This window comes from Oleiphilus sp. HI0061 (genome assembly GCF_001635675.1).
In genome coordinates this window covers 1-17,391 of sequence record NZ_LWFE01001809.1, presented here as the reverse complement: position 1 = coordinate 17,391, position 17,391 = coordinate 1, and the positions used below count along the sequence as shown (strand labels likewise).

Genomic DNA, 17,391 nt, shown 5'->3' with positions numbered 1-17,391 from the left:
CTATGTCGGTTATTGTGCTTAGCCGCAATATGGAGCTTGATCAGCGACTTCTAGCGTGTGAGCTAGGTGCTGATGATTGTATGTCCACAGAGCTTAGTCATGATGACATGGTGACACGTATTCAGAGCACAATTTTCAATGCGATTGCTAACAAACAGCTTAAAGACCAACTTAGAGCCGCTTCAGATGTTGCAATGGCGGCTATGGCTAGCACCGGAGATCTGGGTGCCAATATCCAGTTTTTACTGGACAGCTATCAATGTCAGAACTTTGATCAGCTAGGTCAGTTATTGTTCCAAAGCCTTAATCACTATGGGATTAGTTGTAGCCTGCAAATGCGAGGTAAATACAAGGTTAAAAACATGGAAGCAAACGGCATGGAACGAACAATGGAGTCTCGCTTGTTAAGTGAGTTGAAAGATGCCGGTCGCTTTTATGATTTTGGCAACCGTACTGTGATCAATTACAACCGTGTGTCGATTCTCATTAAAAATATGCCACTTGATGATCCCGAGAAGTATGGTCAGATTAAAGATAATATTTTTGCGCTTCTACAAGGAACCGATGCAAAAATAGAGGCTTTGGATATGCAGGCCGATATTTATCTAGAGCATCAATCTCAAGAAACGCTGATACGGCGTATGGAGAGTGGTATAGAGAACCTAGGCTCTCAATATCGTGATATGACAGTCCAGATTGCTGGTGTTGTCAATCAGCTGGCTGACTCCTTCGAGCAATCGATGCAAACCTTGTTGCTCACTGATGAACAGGAAAAGATTCTCTTGGAGCGCTTGGAAACAGGAAAAAACAATGTCTACGATATCTTCGAGCACTTCTCTCATATGGATGATGACCTGTCTGCCATTCTTAAAATGTGCGCACCAGAGGAGGTCGCGGGGATCGAAGTGGGGAAGGCTTTGTGTGAAGAGGGGAATAAGGCTGGAAATGTTCGGCCCTTAAAGTCAGGGACAACGCCCTAGCTGGCTAGAAAAACTGAGCATCTATTTATTCAAGACATAAAAAAGCCAGCAACTAAGCTGGCATTTTTATGTCTTGATAGGCTTATAACCAATAAACAAAGAAGTAAAGGCCTAACCAGACGACATCAACGAAGTGCCAGTACCATGCAACGGCTTCAAATGCGAAGTGCTTATCTGAGCTGAAGTGCCCCTTCAAGCTTCTTACTAGAATAGCAATTAGCATGATAGTACCAATCGTCACGTGCATGCCATGAAAACCGGTTAACATGTAGAAGGTCGACCCGTAGATACCTGAATTAAGTGTCAGGTCTAAAGCATTGTAGGCATGGCTATATTCGTATGCCTGGAAACCAAAGAAAATCAAACCCAATAAAATTGTTGCTGCTAAACCGATGATAAGCTGGTTTTTCTTATTATGCTTTAAAGCATGATGTGCCCAGGTAAGTGTTACTCCGCTGGAAAGTAATATGACTGTATTATATAGCGGGATGCCACCAGCGCCCATAGCCTCTTTGGTTTGGATGTAAGACTCTCCTCCATCAGGAGTTGTAAGTAAGGGCCAGGACGCCTTAAAACCTTCCCATAGAAGGTTAGACGAGCCAAGGTGACCTTCACCGCTGAGCCAGGGGAGTGAGATTTCTCGAAGGTAAAATAAGGAGCCAAAAAGTGCTACAAAGAAAAATACTTCTGAGGTGATAAACCATATCATTCCTTGTCTAAAGGAAATATCTACCTGAGGGCTGTATTTACCACCCATGCTTTCGTCAATCACGTCACTAAACCAGCCATAGAAGAGATAGGCAACAATAGCTAGCCCCGTCCAAATCATATATGTACCCGCATCGACGTCATTAACCCAAAATGCGACACCGAGTACTGTAAAAAATATTCCCATTACAGCAATAATGGGCCATTGGCTGCCGTGGGGGACGTAATAACTGTCAGAACCTGCTGTGCTCATAATGTCCTCTTTATTTTAATTGTTTGTACCATTAGCTATTCAAATAGTTTGCTTGTCGCCAGCTTTATTCAAAGTCTTCTTTGAGTCGCTGACAGAGGGTAATGCGTCTTTATTAGTTTTCAGTGAGTCGTCTCTGTTTGTGTTCATAATGGTATAAGATAAAGTTACCGTTTGAATGTCTTCAGGTAGATTCGGGTCGAGAACAAACTGTAAACCCATGTCTTTTGATTCGCCTGCTTGAAGGGTTTGAGTCTCAAAGCAGAAACATTCCATTTTCTTTAAATGTTGGTTTGCTTGCCATGGTGTAACCCCAGGTATTGACTGGGTTTCAACTGGCTGCGAACTGTTGTTCTTAAAGAAATAGCTGGTACTGACTCGTTCGCCAAGCTTCACCTTCATGGTTTTCGCTTCAGGTTTGAATTCCCATGCCATATTGCCATTTATAGTCGAGTCGAATTGAACCGTTACGGTTCTTAAAGACTGACTAAGTTCTTCGCTACTTAGTTCAGAAATCTCAGAGCGCCCACTGTTACTATCGATGCTATTGATACCGGCGACATCGCATACGAGTTTGTATAACGGCACCATCGCAAAGGCAAAGCCAAACATAAGCACTGTTAACATTGCGAGCTTTAGTGCGGTTTTCTTGTTTTGTTTTACTGGTACTTCACTCATGTTATGCACCCACGGCTAAAGTTTGGCTGACGCCATAGGCGGCAATGCATAAGCTTGATATCGCAATGCCTCCAAGAATTAGCGCGGTGCGAATATTTGACTTCTTTAATGCTTGTTCGCTTTGTTGGTTCATAATCAAAACTCTTTTTGTTGTTAAGTATCTAGCCTTGGGCTCTTTGTTAAAGCACCCAAGGCCAGATTCTGGTTTTATTTGACCGTAGGAGGTGTTTCAAAGCTATGGAATGGTGGAGGAGATGGGAGCGTCCACTCCAGGCCAGGTGTACCGATCTGAGAACCTTCCCAAGGCTGAGCTGGAGCTTTCTCGCCACCACGTATAGTTTGAATAATGATGTAGACAAAGAGTAGGTGAGATAGGCCGAAGATAAAGGCACCAATGCTCGATATCTGGTTAAACTCAATAAACTGCACGCTGTAATCAACGATACGGCGTGGCATACCCGCTAAGCCCGAAAAGTGTTGAGGGAAGAACGTCAGGTTAAAGCCGATGGTTGTCCACCAGAAAAAGATTTTACCCAGCGTTTCGTTATACATATGGCCAGTCCACTTTGGCAGCCAATAGAATACACCTGCGTAGAGCCCGAATAGTGCGCCGGGTATTAATGCGTAGTGAAAATGTGCGACCACAAAGTAGGTGTCATGGTATTGCAAATCTGCAGGTACAACCGCCAGCATGACACCTGTAGTTCCTGCAAATGAGAACATCACAATGATGGCAATGGCGAAGAGCATGGGTGTTTCAAAGGTAATAGAGCCACGCCACATCGTTAAGATAAAGTTGAACAGCATTAGGCCAACGGGGATCGAGATTAAAATTGTACCAATCATAAAGTAGTTGGTCGCGAGGACAGACATGCCAATGGTGTATTGATGGTGAGCCCATACGACCATACCCAAGACCAGCAGAATACCCATAAACCAAACTAATGGGCGGTAGCCAAACAAAGGCTTACGGCAGAATGTTGGAACAATAACACCTAAAACTCCGATAGAAGGTAGTAATAGTACATATACTTCCGGGTGACCAAAGAACCAGAATAAATGCTGGAATAACACAGGGTCGCCGCCGCCAGCAGCGTCGAAGAAACTGGTACCGAAGTGACGGTCAAACAAAAGCATGGTTACGCCGCCAGCAAGTGCTGGCATGATCATAATCAATAGAATTGCTGTAAATAGCCATGCCCAGACAAACAAGGGTAGTTTCATCATATCAAGGCCGGGAGCGCGCATATTCAATACCGTTGTAACGATATTGATGGCAGCGAGTATCGATGATATGCCTAATACATGAAGAGTAAAGATCAGCAGATCCATCCCCATTCCCGCTTGAACAGATAAGGGAGGGTACAAGGTCCAGCCTGTATTGACGGGGGCGCCGCCACCGAAAAACGGTACGATGACTGACAAAATAAGCAGGGCAGCCCCGGCGGGTAATAGCCAGAAACTCAAGTTATTTAAGCGTGGCAATGCCATATCTGGCGCACCGATTTGAAGTGGGATCATCCAATTCGCCATACCAGCTGCGGCAGGCATGACAACACCAAAGACCATAATCAAGGCATGTGTAGTGACCATGTTATTGAAAAGGTCAGGCTCCAAAAACTGCAAGCCAGGAAAGTACAACTCTGCTCTAATGAGCATTGCCATACCACCACCCAAAAATAACATAATGAGAGAAAACACCAGGTACATGGTACCAATATCTTTATGGTTAGTGCTGAATAACCAGCGGCCTATACCCTTCGGTGGCTCATTGTGGTGATCATGATCGGCGCTTGAAACGTCCTGATTTTGTTCATCAATTGTAATAGTAGAACTCATTGATTATCTCCTCCTAGCGCGCCGCTTTGACATCAGCTGGTTGCACAACATCACCTGTGTTATTACCCCAGGCATTTCTTTCGTAGGTTACGATTGCTGCCACTTCCAGGTCATTCAACTGAGCGCCCCAAGCAGCCATGGCTGTACCCGATACACCCTTGATTACGACTTCAAGATGTTTAGCGGGGTCGCCTTTGGCAATTTCGCTACCAGCCAGCGCTGGAAATGCGGGGGGAACACCAGAGCCATCGACTTGGTGGCAGGCTCCGCAGTTGGTGTTGTAGAGGGACTCGCCCCGAGCCATTAATTCTTGCATTGGCCAGACAGTGTCTGAAGAAGCTTCCTTCTCTTTCGCTATCTTGATTTCCTTTTGCTTTGTCATCCATGAATCAAACTCGCTACCGGCAATCGCTTCAACTTGAATGGGCATGAAAGCGTGCCCCGTACCACAGTTTTCGGCACATTGGCCGTGATACGTGCCAGCCTTCTCGATAATAGTCCAGGTTTCGTTGATATAGCCGGGAATGGAGTCTTTCTTAACCGCAATTGCCGGAACCCACCAAGCGTGAAGAACATCGGTTGCGGTATGAAGGAAACGAATTCGTCGGTCAGTAGGTAGGTAGAGAGGGTTATCCACCATTCTTAAATAGCGATCACCAGCTTGTTCCTCAGGCAGTAGGTTACTGACGATCTTAATATCGTCTTCCATGTACTCGTATGTCCACTTCCATTGGGAACCTGTCACTTTAATTGTCAGGTCTGCTGGGGTCTTATCTTCAATTAAGTCAAAGGTAGAGCTTGCGCTGCCAGCAATACTTAAATCAATAGCGAGTACAATAATCGGCACCAGAATCCAGGACCATGTGCCAAACTTGCTGTTATGAAATTCTTGGTCGGCTTCGTAATTTTTCGACTTTCTGAATTTGAATATGGAGTAAAAGATGACGACGGTGACGAGGATCATAATGATCAGTGCGATGTAGGCCGTCATCATATGGAGGTCAAATACTTCCCGTGTTACAGGAGAGACTGGCTCAGGAAGGTTAAGAGCGTATTCAGAAAATACATTCCTGGAGGCAAGCAAAAGACTTGGCATGGCAATAAGCATGCTGAGCTTGCGTAAACGATTTGGCATCCGTTGATCCTCATCAAAGGCATACCAGATTCTGAGTCGAAGTGAATTTGCCGAACTTTATTCGTTAAGGGGCATAATCACGTCTTTAACCGTTGTGTGGCAAATCAAGATGTCAAAAATATCTAGTTATTATTTTCAATCTGGCCTGTTCTATTTATGTAATGCGGAACATTTTTAGAGGCCGACAACATTGCTACTACTTAAAAAATAAAACGATAACCTAGTTACTTAAAGTATCTGAAACCAATAAGGTTATTCCAGAATTTGGCTATGGTTTGTTTTAATGATGAAATCGAGAAGCAGGGTTTATAGCAATCTGCTTAGTCAGAAGCAGCTCTATAAGAAGCACGGCTTACGTTTCATCCCCTTTATTATATTTGTTAGTGATTCTTTCTAAGTCGTGTAACACTTTTATGCTTGTTTAAGCATAGTAGGAAACTTTTATTTTGTACTAATTATTTAGTCTCCATGGCTGCACATTATTTACTGTTCTTAGTGAGAGATGCAAGCCTAATCTTTGAACAGTGAATAAAATGCGACTTATGCCATTAAATAACTGGATTCGGTGTGATAACGGCCTTTTTTACACTGACCCCAATTATTTGATAGGATCCTGAGCGACACAATAAATATAATAATGAGGGATTATGACGGCATTAAACACTTCTATGGTAATGCAACTTTCTCTAGTTGCTGCCGCTCAGAAAACGATTGTTAAAAAATGGCTCGGGCTGGCTGTCGCTTCTTTGCTAGGCGCAGGGGTATTTTCTTTGCTGCTTGTTTTGTCTCGAACGCCAGGCGTACAAGACTTTATTCCCTGGGTGGACTTTTTCCATGTTGCACTGGTTGTGCACGTTGACCTTTCTGTATTGATTTGGTTTCTATCAATGGCGGGAGTTTTCTGGACTAGCAGCAACCCGGCTAGTGGTGGCTTGTTGGATCAGTGGGCGTGGAACTTTGCTGCGCTTGGTGCCTTGATTATGGTCGCTTGTCCATTTTTTGGAGTAGGGGAGCCTTTGATGAATAACTATGTTCCTGTGCTTCAACACCCAGCATTCTACCTGGCTTTATGTGTTTTTGGTTTTGGCATTCTGCTGTTATTAGTAGCTCGCTTATTGACTATACCTCAAGGCTTTAATAGTGGTGAGTCGGTACTGAGCTGGGCATCGTATTTAGCCGCTATTCCTGCTCTATTAAGTATTATTGCGTTAGTGGCTAGTTATCTGGGCATATCAGTTGAATATAGTGGTGAATATTATTTCGAATTACTGTTCTGGGGTGGTGGGCACACTTTACAGTTCACGCATACCTTGCTTTTACTTGTTGCCTGGTTATGGCTTGCAAGTGCATGTGGTGCTCGTTTTAGCTATAAGCCTGGGCTACTTTTGGCTTTGTCAGCATTGGTTATATTGCCTGTACTTATGGTGCCTTGGCTGTATGCTTCAAGCGAAATTGATTCGCTAGGGCATCGTTTAGGTTTTACTAAATTAATGCAATACGGTGGCTTGGCAAGTATGCCGCTTGGCATTATCGCAGTTTATCAACTGTTTCTGTTGATTAAACGAGGCAGGATTGAGGCATCTTCAAAGCCATTAAAGTCAGCAATGATAGCTTCGTTTATTTTGTTTTCGGCAGGCGGCATCATTGGCTTTTTGATCGAAGGTGTGAATGTAGTTATACCTGCGCATTACCATGGTTCGATTGTCGGAGTAACGCTTTCCTTTATGGGTATTGCTTATCTGCTCATGCCTAAGCTGGGTTTAGGTACCCCAGATACTCGCCTAGCGGCAATTCAACCTTATGTTTATGGTGGTGGCCAGTTGATGCATATATTGGGTCTCGCGTGGTCAGGTGGTTATGGTGTGCAACGTAAGACTGCAGGAGCAGCTCAAGGTTTAGATCGTTTACCTGAAATTATAGGGATGGGAATGATGGGCTTGGGTGGTTTGATCTCTACCATCGGAGGCTTGCTGTTTTTGATCGTGATTATCAAGGCATGGCGGCGACGAACAGAGTTTGAACCTGGTAGCTAGCCGCCTATAGCCGTTTACAAAAACTCTTTGAAGCGACGAGATATAATGCTCATCACGATAGCGGCCAGGCGCGCATAGATATCGCTGAGATAAGCTTTGTTGGGCAGTTCATCTTCAAGTGTTTTTTGGACTGTTTCAAATTTTGAATAACCTTCTTTGGGTTTCTCCAAAGACTTCATTACTTTAGCCATGACTTGAGGAGATTGCTCAGAACCCATATCTTTCATAATTTCATGAGCATGAAACTCAAGTTCTTCAAGTGACATGGCCTTCAAGTGAGAAACCAGTTCAGCTTCTTTTAGCGAAATGACCTGATGCGTTTGTAGCGTGGCTTTCGTGGTGTTGTGTGTCATATCGCGTTGTCTCAAGTAGGGTCTAAAGTTTAATGATAGATTGGAACTTTCCGGCGTCATTGATAGAAATAACAAAGCTCCCTTCAATGCCGTGGTGTGTCACATATTTACTCAGGATAGCGGCCGGAAACTGAATGGATCGGCCATCTCTGCTGATTGCATAGACGATATTGGCTTCACCCCTATAGATTCGCAGCCATTCCTCTTTATCAATGGAAAGGTCGACGATAATTTCTTGCATAGTTTGAACTCTATTTCTTTCTTTATGCTGGCTTATACATGTTTTACGAACCAGTAGTCCTGCCAAAAACGTAAGACCTTTGAAGGGTACTTAGTTTTACCTAAACTGCCATTGTATCGCGCAAGGGCTCTGATCAGGTTGCCTTTCTCTTTATTCAGGTAATGCTTCAGGATTGTACAGCCATACCGGAGGTTGGTTGAAACGGTCGTGAGGTTGTCGTCCGGGCGACCAATCTCATTCTTCCAAAAAGGCATAACTTGCATGAGTCCTTGTGCACCCACTCTGGAGATAGCAAAGCGCTTAAATGCGCTTTCAACATGGATCACTGATAGTACTAACTCGGGTTCCAGGCCCGCTCGTTTCGCTTCAGAGTGAACGCGCTTTAACAGCGACAAACGTTCCTCTGGGTCTTTGATGTAGCGCTTAAGTCGGCTGGACATATCGACCAGCCAAACTTCAGCATCAAAGCGGTCAACAAAACTACTGGACTCATTGACCGTTTGCATAAGGAGCTTACGCAGCTCATCATCTGGAGCCTGGCGTAAGCTGGCCTGTTCAGCGCTAACTGAAGACGCGAAAGACAGAGAAATAACCAGCACGAATAAGAGCTGATAAAGACCTTGTGGAGTCATCGCTCTCATCGACAAACCCTAAGCAATAGTGAAGCCAAGCTTATCTGCTAGTAAGGCCATGATGTCATCGATAGCAACATCCTGCTTATCGCTGTCATTTCTGCCTTTGTATTCTAGTGTGCCAGCCTTGATGCCTCGGTCACTAATAACAACTCGGTGAGGAATACCAATCAGCTCAATGTCAGCAAACTTGGAACCTGGACGCTCATTTCGGTCATCCATGAGTACATCAACACCTAGGTCAACAAGCTGCTGATAGATCTCTTCAGTCTTATTGGCAACAGGCTCAGACTTATGACCATTGAGTGGGATGAGCGCGATTTGGAAAGGCGCTATCGATTCAGGCCAGATAATGCCATTGTCATCGTTATTTTGTTCAATAGCTGCCGCTACAATACGCGATACACCGATGCCGTAACAGCCCATCTCCATAATGGTGGCTTTGCCATTTTCGTTTAATACCGAGGCATTCATTGCGGAACTGTATTTGTTGCCCAACTTAAAGATATGACCGACTTCGATACCGCGTTTGATTTCGAGTGTACCTTTGCCGTCAGGGCTGGTATCACCTTCAAGAACGTTACGCAGGTCAACGACTTCACCTAGTTCAAGATCTCTTTGCCAATTGACGTCTGTTAAATGAACGCCATCTTTATTCGCGCCACAAGTGAAGTCTGAACACAGTGCAGCGGTGCGATCGACAAATACAGTGATGTCTTTTAGTCCGACCGGGCCAATGGAACCTATATTCGCTCCCGTTGCGGCTTTCACCTGTTCTTCATTTGCGAACACTAAGGGAGAGGCGACGCCTTCAAGTTTTTCAGCTTTGATTTCGTTCAAACTGTGGTCGCCCCTTAATACCAGCGCTACCAAGGGTGCATTGCCGTCTTCATCTTCTTCGCCAAGAACCAGTAAGGTTTTGATAACCGAGCTAGCGGGAACAGATAAGAAAGAAGTGACCTCTTCAATGGTTTTCTGTTCAGGCGTAGCGACTTCTTCCATGGCTTTGCTTGGTGCTGCTAGCTCACCTTCAGGTGCGAGGGCTTCAGCCAGCTCAATATTGGCTGCATAGTTACTTTCTGTGCTGAAAGCGATATCGTCTTCACCTGAATCGGCCAGCACATGGAATTCATGTGAAGCATTGCCGCCGATGCTGCCTGAGTCAGCCTGCACAGCGCGGAAGTCTAGACCAAGACGCGTAAATATATTGGTGTAGGTGTCGTACATGAGTTCATAGGTCTCGTCCAGAGAATCCTGAGTCGCATGGAAAGAGTAGGCATCTTTCATTAAAAACTCACGGGCACGCATCACACCAAAGCGCGGGCGGCGCTCGTCTCTAAATTTTGTCTGGATCTGATAAAAGTTTGCCGGTAATTGCTTATAGCTGCTCAGTTCATTGCGAGCCAGGTCGGTGATCACTTCTTCATGCGTAGGGCCGAGGCAAAAGTCTCGTTGGTGACGATCTTTGATACGCAATAACTCACCGCCATATTGCTGCCAGCGACCAGACTCTTCCCAAAGTTCTGCAGGCTGAACAACAGGCATAGAAAGTTCTTGTCCGCCAGCCTTATCCATTTCCTCACGAACAATCGCTTCTACTTTACGTAGCACTCTTAAACCCATGGGCATCCAGTTGTATAAACCTGATGCGAGTTTACGAATCAAGCCTGCACGAAGCATTAGCTGATGGCTGATGACTTCAGCGTCAGCTGGAGTTTCTTTTTGAGTAGCGATTAAAAAACGACTTGCGCGCATGAGGCAATGATTTCCTTTGAGTGTAAAAATATAATGGCGTATTTTAAATAGCTAAGTGCTGATCGTATAGTCCTGAATCAAATAATTAATACAATCTTGGAGTAGAACATGACATTACAGGCCGCAGATGTGCAAGCCCGCATAAGAGAGTGGGTGCCAATGGCTGAGGATATCGACTTGAAAATCGAGGAGATCAAGCCCGGCTACGCGCGGATTCGAATTCCTTTTCAAGATAAATGTATTCGGCCGGGTGGCACGGTATCGGGCCCGGTTATGATGACCGCAGGTGATACGGCGATGTATGCTGCGATACTTGGAAGCCTGGGCGAGGTCGCGATGGCGGTAACCAGTAACCTGAATATTAATTTTCTTCAGCGGCCTGAACAGCGCGACTTGATCGCAGAAGGAAAGATATTGAAGTTGGGTAAGCGTATAGCATTTTGTGAAGTTTCGATCCGAAGCGAAGGGGCTGAGGATGTTGTGGCGCATGTGACCGGCAGCTATTCTTTGCCTCCGGTGTGATGAATAATACAAACTTGTAGACAGAGCCTTCCATGGCTCGCTAGCGGGTTAACGCGGGGCAGGTTCCAGTGAGGAGTGACACCCTCTATCTACGGAAATGATTATTTATTCGAAAATTACAATGGGCAGGCTCTGCCAGCAGGTTTTTGTTGCCGTCTTTTTTGTGTGAGAGCGCTACGCTTCAATCAACTTAATGATTCCTAAAAATAACTTACTGGTGGCGGCAACTAGCTCTTTTCGTTCCGTTTTATAATCACTCACTAACCAGTTTGTCGCTGCCTGGCGCATTGCTCCTACTAAGGATATAGCCATGATGTCCTGTTGGGCACGATCAATCGTCATATCGGGAAAAGCCTTATTTGCCATTACTCTTAAAATTTCTGCAAAGCCATTGATGTAATGATAGTAAAGCGTATTAACTTCTGGGCTAATGCCTTCTAATTCGACCATGCATATTCGAGCGATATTAGGGTCTTCAAGAATTTCAAAGTACTTATCTAAACCCGCAATAATGGCAGCCTTTGGGTCAGAGTCTTGATAGCCCACAACGATGGCTTGAACAATTTCTTTACTGAGCAGGGTCATACAGTCTTCATAGACCGCCAGTAATAAATTTTCTAGACCTGAATAGGATTCGTAAAAATAGCGATCAGTTAACTTGGCTTCTTTGCATAAGCTCCTGACAGTTGAATTTCTAAAGCCGCAACATCCAAATAGTCTTAAGCCCGCATCTAAAAATTGTTGTTTTCTAAGTTTTTTCCGCTCAGCTAAAGATACCCCGCCATAGGTCCGTTCGGTCTTTTTATTTTCTTTAGAAGGTTCAGCAGAGGGCATTGGCGTTTTATTTCGTCCTGATTGAAGTGATTTTTAGTCCGGGTTGAGCCGTCTATTCTGCCGTGATTTGAAGTCGGATGTAAAGCGTGACCGTCAGTCAAAAAATATTTGACTACACCTGTAGTCAGAATATATGATGTTTTGAAGTTGCTTGTCGTCACAATTTATATCTCGTTAATCTTCGACTATGATGATGGCAAGCGCTAGACAATAAACATAAAAATTCAGTGAGCAAGGCAAGGTCTTGTGAGCGACTGGAGTGCTAAATGAAACAAGATTACCAAGTCATTATTATCGGTAGCGGATTCGGCGGACAGCTGGCAGCCATGAACCTAATCAAACGTGGCATTCAGGATTTTCTGATTCTGGAGCGGCGCGAATTTGTCGGTGGTACCTGGAGCCAAAATACCTACCCAGGCGCAGCCGTCGATGTTCCTTCTCCTTTGTATTCGATATCTTCAGAGCCTTACAATTGGTCGCAAATGTTCGCTGAACAAGACGAGCTAAGAGAGTACACCGAGCACATCATTTCCAAGCACGCTTTGGATAAGAAAATTGCGGCAGGCTCCAATGTGTCGAAGATTGAATGGCAGGAAGCAGAGCAGCGCTGGCAAATTGATATTGAAGGCAAAGATGCTTATCACGCTCAATTTGTTATTAATGCTTCAGGGCCACTTAGTACACCAGTGATTCCAGATTTTCCTGGAAAAGATACATTTAAGGGTAAGTCCTTTCACAGTAATAACTGGGATCATAACTATGACCATAAAGGCAAGCGAGTTGCAGTGATAGGTAGTGGTGCCAGTGCCGCACAAATAATCCCTGCGATCGCTCCGGAAGTTGAACACCTTGATGTGCTTCAACGTACCCCTCATTGGGTAATGCCTCGAAATGATTATAAATTTAAAGGCTGGCAACGTAAGTTGCTTAGTAAGAGTTGGGCCTACTTTGCTTTACGTTTCTTGATCTACTGGTGGTATGAATTCCGTGTTATTGGCTTTAAATATTCAGATTTGGCATTGAAGGTCTTGGCGAAGAACAAAGCTGAAAAGCATATTCGCAAACAGATCAAAGACCCGGACTTACAACGAAAAGTGACTCCCGACTTCACCATAGGCTGTAAGCGGGTAATTTTATCAGACACGCTTTACCCAGCTTATTGTCGAGATAATGTCACCTTATTCGATAAGAATAATGGCATAAAAGAAATCACCGAGAAGGGTATTGTGACTCAGGACGGTGTCGAGCACGAGCTGGATTTGATTGTCTACTCAACCGGTTATGATGCTACTGATGGCGTGATCTCATATCCGGTGGTGGGTAAAGGCGGTAAGACCTTAGCTCAGGCATGGAGTGACTTCCCCAGAGCTTATTTAGGGACGAGTGCGCCAGGCTTTCCAAATTTGTTTATTGTCACAGGGCCTAATACAGGCATTGGTCATACCTCCGCTTTGTTTATTATTGAGTCGCAAATGAAATACATCATGAACAGTATTTCGGCGCTTAAACAAAGTGGCAAAAAAGTGATCGAAGTCAATGTAGATGCTGAGGAGAAATATACCGATTTAATTCATCACGAGATGGCCAAAACGGTTTGGCAGCGTGGCGGTTGTAACTCTTGGTATAAGAGCAAGAGCGGAAAAGTGATTGCCATGTTCCCGGGGTTTAGTTTTACCTTCAGACGCTGGGCTAAGAAATTTAAACGCCAAGATCACTCTTTTAACTCTTAAGTAGTAAAAACGATGAAAAAAATAACAAGTTTTAAAGACAGGGTAGTGGTGATAACAGGGGCTGCCTCGGGTATGGGGCGCGCCTATGCGCTGGCTTTTGCTAAGCAAGGTAGTCATCTGGCTTTGTGTGACTATGACGAGGAAGGCTTAGGCGAGACGATCTCGTTGCTACCAGAATCACAAAAAGTCTTTGCACAGGCCTTTGATATCTCAGATGAGCAGGCAGTGTTTGAGTTCGCCGATCAGGTTAAACAACACTTGGGTCAAGCATTTATGCTTGTCAATAATGCGGGGGTTGAAGGCAGTGGTGAGCCGGTTTGGGCGACAGAGCAATCATATTTTAAGCGGGTGATGGATGTTAATTACTATGGTGTGATTCATGGTACTCGCGCATTTCTATCTGACATGCTGGCTAATAACCAAGGCGTGATTGTGAATGTCTCAAGTATCTTTGGCCTGACGGGAACACCCAATCATGCTGATTATTGTGGTAGTAAATTTGCCGTACGAGGTTTTACCGAAGCTTTAATGGTCGAATTATCGGCCAGTGATATTCAGGTACACCTTCTACATCCAGGGGGGATTCGAACCAATATCGTAAGGCATGAACATGCCCGAGACTTTTCTCAGAACTTTCTGACTACTGAACCAGAGGATATTGCCGAACATTTAATTAAGTCAGTTAAGAAAAATAAGCCTCGTATTGTCTATGGAAATAATGCTATTAAAGTGTGGTTGGCTTCCAAACTGTTGCCTTTACCGCTTGTTTGCGCGATGGTTTGGTCAGAAATGAAGAAGGTTATCGACCTTCGAGCGTATAAATACAAATAAGGATATTGAAATGTTGAAAAAAAGTTTACTGGCTTTAGCTGCCATTTTGTTAGTTTTTGTGGGTGCCACGTTCATCGCTCCGGCTCCAATGGGTAAAGCGGTCTATGAATGGGCTGCTCCCTTCGAGGCTGGTTTATATGGCTTGGAAAAGGCTCAGGTAAATATTGGCGAGATGGATATTTATCTCTACCAAAATGAAATAAAACCTGAGCGTCCTACTATCGTTATGTTGCATGGCTATAGTGCCGATAAAGATGTCTGGCCACGTTTTGCTCAGTTTTTTAGCGAGCACTATAACGTGCTAATTCCTGATATGGCTGGTCATGGTGAAACGGGCTTCCATAAAGATTGGGATTACGGTGGACCTGCTCAGGTTGAACGTATCATCGCTTTGCTTGATAAATTAGCGCTCGATAAAGTTCATGTTATTGGCAATTCAATGGGCGGATTTATCGCAGGCCACTTTGCTCGTATGTATCCTCAGCGAACACTGAGCTCGACCTTAGTTGATCCGGCAGGTGTTGAGTCACCCATCAAGAGTGATATGGAGAAGATGCTAGCAGCAGGGCGCAATCCTTTCGAAATACACAGTCGTGAAGAGTTTGATACCTTTTACGGGATGACCATGGCCAAAGCACCTTACATTCCAAGTTTTATTCTTGAGGCTGTTTCAGAAAAGTACCAAGCGCGCCGAGAAGAGTTAATCGAGATCTTCCAGGACTTCCATGGCAAGCATATGTTGCAGCCGGTATTAAATGAAATTCAAGCGCCTGTGCTATTGCTATGGGGTGATCAGGACCAGCTCCTACATGTCAGCGCCGTTGATGTATGGAAGGCTGGCATTAAGAATATATCTATAAAAATTTGGCCGGGTATTGGACATATGCCTATGGTTGAGATTCCGGCTGAAAGTGCTGAGGTTTACCAGGCGTTTTTAGATAAAAATAGCTAATTTAAACGTGCCAGGCTCGACTTTGTCGGCCTGCTTACCTAGAGGAAAAATAATGAAAAACTTAAACGGTAAAGTAGCCGCGGTGACAGGTGCTGGGTCGGGCATTGGTCAAGCACTGGCGGTTAACTTGGCGCAGGAAGGTTGTGCTCTGGCCATCTCTGATGTGAATGAGAAAGGTCTGAAAGAAACGCAGAACTTACTTAAAGGCTTCAATGTGAAAGTCACAAGCCATGCTCTCGATGTAGCTGATAAAGAGGCTGTCTATGCCTGGGCCGATAAGGTGGTCGAAGACCATGGCAAAGTAAATTTGATCTTCAATAATGCCGGAGTGGCTTTGTCAGGCACGGTGGATTCGCTCTCGATTGAAGACTACGAATGGATTATGAATATCAATTTCTGGGGTGTTGTTTATGGCACCAAAGCCTTTCTGCCTCACCTTGAAGCATCGGGCGAAGGTCATGTGGTAAATATTTCCAGTATATTTGGCTTAACTTCACAGCCGTTAATGAGTGGTTATAACGCGAGTAAGTTCGCTGTTCGAGGGTTTACCGAGTCTCTTCGTCAGGACTTGGAAATTACCGGTTCAAAGGTCAGCACTACTTGTATTCATCCTGGTGGTATAAAAACAAATATTGCTCAGTCAGCGCGAGTTGATAAAAGCTCAATGAAAGTGACTGGGGCAACTAAGGAAAGTACCTTAAAAGAGTTTGAAAAAATGTTTGTTCATACGCCTGATAGTGCAGCAAAGACTATTCTTAAGGGTGTTAAGCGCAATGATAGGCGTGTGCTGATTGGTGCTGATGCGAAGGCGTTTGATGGCGTAGTGCGTCTTTTCCCAACGGGTTATCAATGGCTGTTCACAAAAGCAATCAAGTGGCGCAGTAAGGCTGCTAAGAAGTTTGCATAATTAGGTGTGTTGATTGCTGGCAGAGAACTCTACTCATAGGTGTATATCAAACTCAAACTGTGAGTTGCGTGCCAGCGATGAAGGTAGGTCACAGCCTACAAGCCGAAAGTTCCTTTTGTATACATTGAACTTATCGGCTTCCTCCTTGTCTGACTCAAAACCCTGCTAATAAATGATAATTAGAAACAGTCCATATTATTGAAAATTTAACTATACACTGTAAAGTTGTTGTGGTTTTATAGCTACCTAATTTACGAGGTAAGCCGTAAAAGTTATGAGCTTTTCCTCGGGGAAAAATATATTGCGTAAAATATAGTCGTGTGAATATATAGTTCGCACAACTGAAATAAGAGCAAAAGAATAAACGGGTGAAATCATGAATTTTATCTTCCTAGGCTTAATAAGCATCTTATATTCGAGTGCCTTATTGGCTACAGAAAACTCAGCTGAAACATCTACCAAAAGTCCTCAATGGCTTACTGATTGGCAGCAGGAAAGGTCGGAAGGTGGAATTGGTTCTGAGTGCCGAAAGCATGTCAGCAAAATTATGCAGTGTCGTTTTAAGGTGGTTGTCGATGAATCTCACGAGGCACTTACAGCCGTCATTCAAGATGTTGAAGGCTTCAAAGAGTGGGCGATCAGTGTATTGATTTCTGAGCGAGTAATGTATGAAGAATCTGATCCCGATACTTATGTTTATACAACCTATAACTTTACCGGTGCCTACAATAGAGACGCTCTAAGCCGGTATTCTATGGTGACGGATATTGAGGGACGCAGAAACCGTATTAACTTTATCACCGTAGATAAGCCTTATGAACCACGAGACTTACGTTTAGTTCGTTTCCCTTTAATGGCGGGCTACTGGCAGTTTACAAGCCTGGGTAATGGTCAGACAGAAATAGAACATCAAAGTTTTACTCAGCCAGGTGGCTTAGTACAGAGCACCTTGTATCACTTGTTTAATGTTGCTTATCTTGATTCTTCATTCGACACAATTCGAGCATTGCT

The 17,391-nt window shown here is 44.3% G+C and carries 18 protein-coding genes; 8 read left to right on the top strand and 10 right to left on the bottom strand.

The genetic code is table 11. From position 1 onward, the window contains the following. Positions 1 to 980 (top strand): hypothetical protein (locus A3735_RS31565; protein WP_068639057.1); only part of this gene is annotated, 980 nt, incomplete at its 5' end. Between the two features lie 82 nt (positions 981 to 1,062). Here the strand turns inward: A3735_RS31565 and A3735_RS27590 are convergent. The 5 genes from A3735_RS27590 to coxB all read right to left on the bottom strand — a co-directional run bounded on the left by A3735_RS27590 (position 1,063) and on the right by coxB (position 5,590). After that, positions 1,063 to 1,941, bottom strand: a complete 879-nt coding sequence (locus A3735_RS27590) for a cytochrome c oxidase subunit 3 (protein ID WP_068515580.1) — start codon at positions 1,939 to 1,941, stop codon at positions 1,063 to 1,065. Positions 1,942 to 1,980: 39 nt separating this feature from the next. Then, entirely contained in the window at positions 1,981 to 2,616 is a 636-nt protein-coding gene (locus A3735_RS27585) for a cytochrome c oxidase assembly protein (protein ID WP_068515577.1), read from the bottom strand. Position 2,617: 1 nt separating this feature from the next. Continuing rightward, the gene (locus A3735_RS32335; protein WP_255374912.1) at positions 2,618 to 2,749 is read right to left on the bottom strand and encodes a hypothetical protein; all 132 of its coding nucleotides are present in this window, start codon (positions 2,747 to 2,749) and stop codon (positions 2,618 to 2,620) included. A 74-nt stretch (positions 2,750 to 2,823) separates the two neighbouring features. Further along, positions 2,824 to 4,455 carry a cytochrome c oxidase subunit 1 gene (locus A3735_RS27580; RefSeq protein WP_068515574.1) on the bottom strand — a complete coding sequence of 544 codons (1,632 nt, stop codon included), beginning with the start codon at positions 4,453 to 4,455 and terminating at the stop codon, positions 2,824 to 2,826. A 13-nt stretch (positions 4,456 to 4,468) separates the two neighbouring features. Then, positions 4,469 to 5,590 (bottom strand): cytochrome c oxidase subunit II, encoded by a 1,122-nt coding sequence (gene coxB / locus A3735_RS27575; RefSeq protein WP_082865175.1) that lies wholly within the window; start codon positions 5,588 to 5,590, stop codon positions 4,469 to 4,471. Positions 5,591 to 6,237: 647 nt separating this feature from the next. Between coxB and A3735_RS27570 the strand changes: the two genes are divergently transcribed. Then, positions 6,238 to 7,623 (top strand): cbb3-type cytochrome c oxidase subunit I, encoded by a 1,386-nt coding sequence (locus tag A3735_RS27570; RefSeq protein WP_068515568.1) that lies wholly within the window; start codon positions 6,238 to 6,240, stop codon positions 7,621 to 7,623. Between the two features lie 14 nt (positions 7,624 to 7,637). Here the strand turns inward: A3735_RS27570 and A3735_RS27565 are convergent, their stop codons facing one another. The 4 genes from A3735_RS27565 to A3735_RS27550 are packed head-to-tail and all read right to left on the bottom strand — an operon-like array spanning position 7,638 to position 10,604. After that, on the bottom strand, positions 7,638 to 7,976 hold the full coding sequence (locus tag A3735_RS27565) for a hypothetical protein (protein WP_068515566.1): 339 nt from the start codon (positions 7,974 to 7,976) through the stop codon (positions 7,638 to 7,640). Between the two features lie 22 nt (positions 7,977 to 7,998). Next, positions 7,999 to 8,217: a DUF2835 domain-containing protein gene (locus A3735_RS27560; RefSeq protein ID WP_068515563.1), complete on the bottom strand. Its 219-nt coding sequence runs from the start codon at positions 8,215 to 8,217 to the stop codon at positions 7,999 to 8,001. Positions 8,218 to 8,249: 32 nt separating this feature from the next. Further along, the gene (locus A3735_RS27555) at positions 8,250 to 8,849 is read right to left on the bottom strand and encodes a lytic transglycosylase domain-containing protein (protein WP_197470029.1); all 600 of its coding nucleotides are present in this window, start codon (positions 8,847 to 8,849) and stop codon (positions 8,250 to 8,252) included. A gap of 18 nt (positions 8,850 to 8,867) precedes the next feature. Beyond that, positions 8,868 to 10,604 (bottom strand): proline--tRNA ligase, encoded by a 1,737-nt coding sequence (locus A3735_RS27550; RefSeq protein ID WP_068515560.1) that lies wholly within the window; start codon positions 10,602 to 10,604, stop codon positions 8,868 to 8,870. A gap of 108 nt (positions 10,605 to 10,712) precedes the next feature. Here A3735_RS27550 and A3735_RS27545 point away from each other — a divergent pair, with 108 nt between their 5' ends. Continuing rightward, a complete protein-coding gene (locus A3735_RS27545) occupies positions 10,713 to 11,126 on the top strand; it encodes a PaaI family thioesterase (protein WP_068515557.1) in 414 nt (137 codons plus the stop codon). 174 nt (positions 11,127 to 11,300) lie between these two features. On the opposite strand, the gene A3735_RS27540 is transcribed toward A3735_RS27545, so the two are convergent. Further along, complete coding sequence (locus A3735_RS27540; RefSeq protein WP_068515554.1) at positions 11,301 to 11,960, bottom strand: TetR/AcrR family transcriptional regulator; 660 nt, start codon at positions 11,958 to 11,960, stop codon at positions 11,301 to 11,303. A gap of 266 nt (positions 11,961 to 12,226) precedes the next feature. On the opposite strand from A3735_RS27540, the gene A3735_RS27535 reads away from it, so the two are divergent. The 5 genes from A3735_RS27535 to A3735_RS27515 form a co-directional block, all read left to right on the top strand. Next, positions 12,227 to 13,690: an NAD(P)/FAD-dependent oxidoreductase gene (locus A3735_RS27535; RefSeq protein ID WP_068510427.1), complete on the top strand. Its 1,464-nt coding sequence runs from the start codon at positions 12,227 to 12,229 to the stop codon at positions 13,688 to 13,690. A gap of 12 nt (positions 13,691 to 13,702) precedes the next feature. Further along, positions 13,703 to 14,521, top strand: a complete 819-nt coding sequence (locus tag A3735_RS27530; protein WP_068510424.1) for an SDR family oxidoreductase — start codon at positions 13,703 to 13,705, stop codon at positions 14,519 to 14,521. Between the two features lie 10 nt (positions 14,522 to 14,531). Then, positions 14,532 to 15,473, top strand: a complete 942-nt coding sequence (locus tag A3735_RS27525) for an alpha/beta fold hydrolase (RefSeq protein ID WP_068510422.1) — start codon at positions 14,532 to 14,534, stop codon at positions 15,471 to 15,473. Between the two features lie 52 nt (positions 15,474 to 15,525). Then, positions 15,526 to 16,380, top strand: coding sequence for an SDR family oxidoreductase (locus tag A3735_RS27520; protein WP_068510415.1), 855 nt, complete (start codon positions 15,526 to 15,528; stop codon positions 16,378 to 16,380). A gap of 376 nt (positions 16,381 to 16,756) precedes the next feature. Further along, positions 16,757 to 17,391, top strand: a 635-nt coding sequence (locus A3735_RS27515; RefSeq protein ID WP_068639055.1) for a hypothetical protein, incomplete at its 3' end; no start/stop codon positions are given.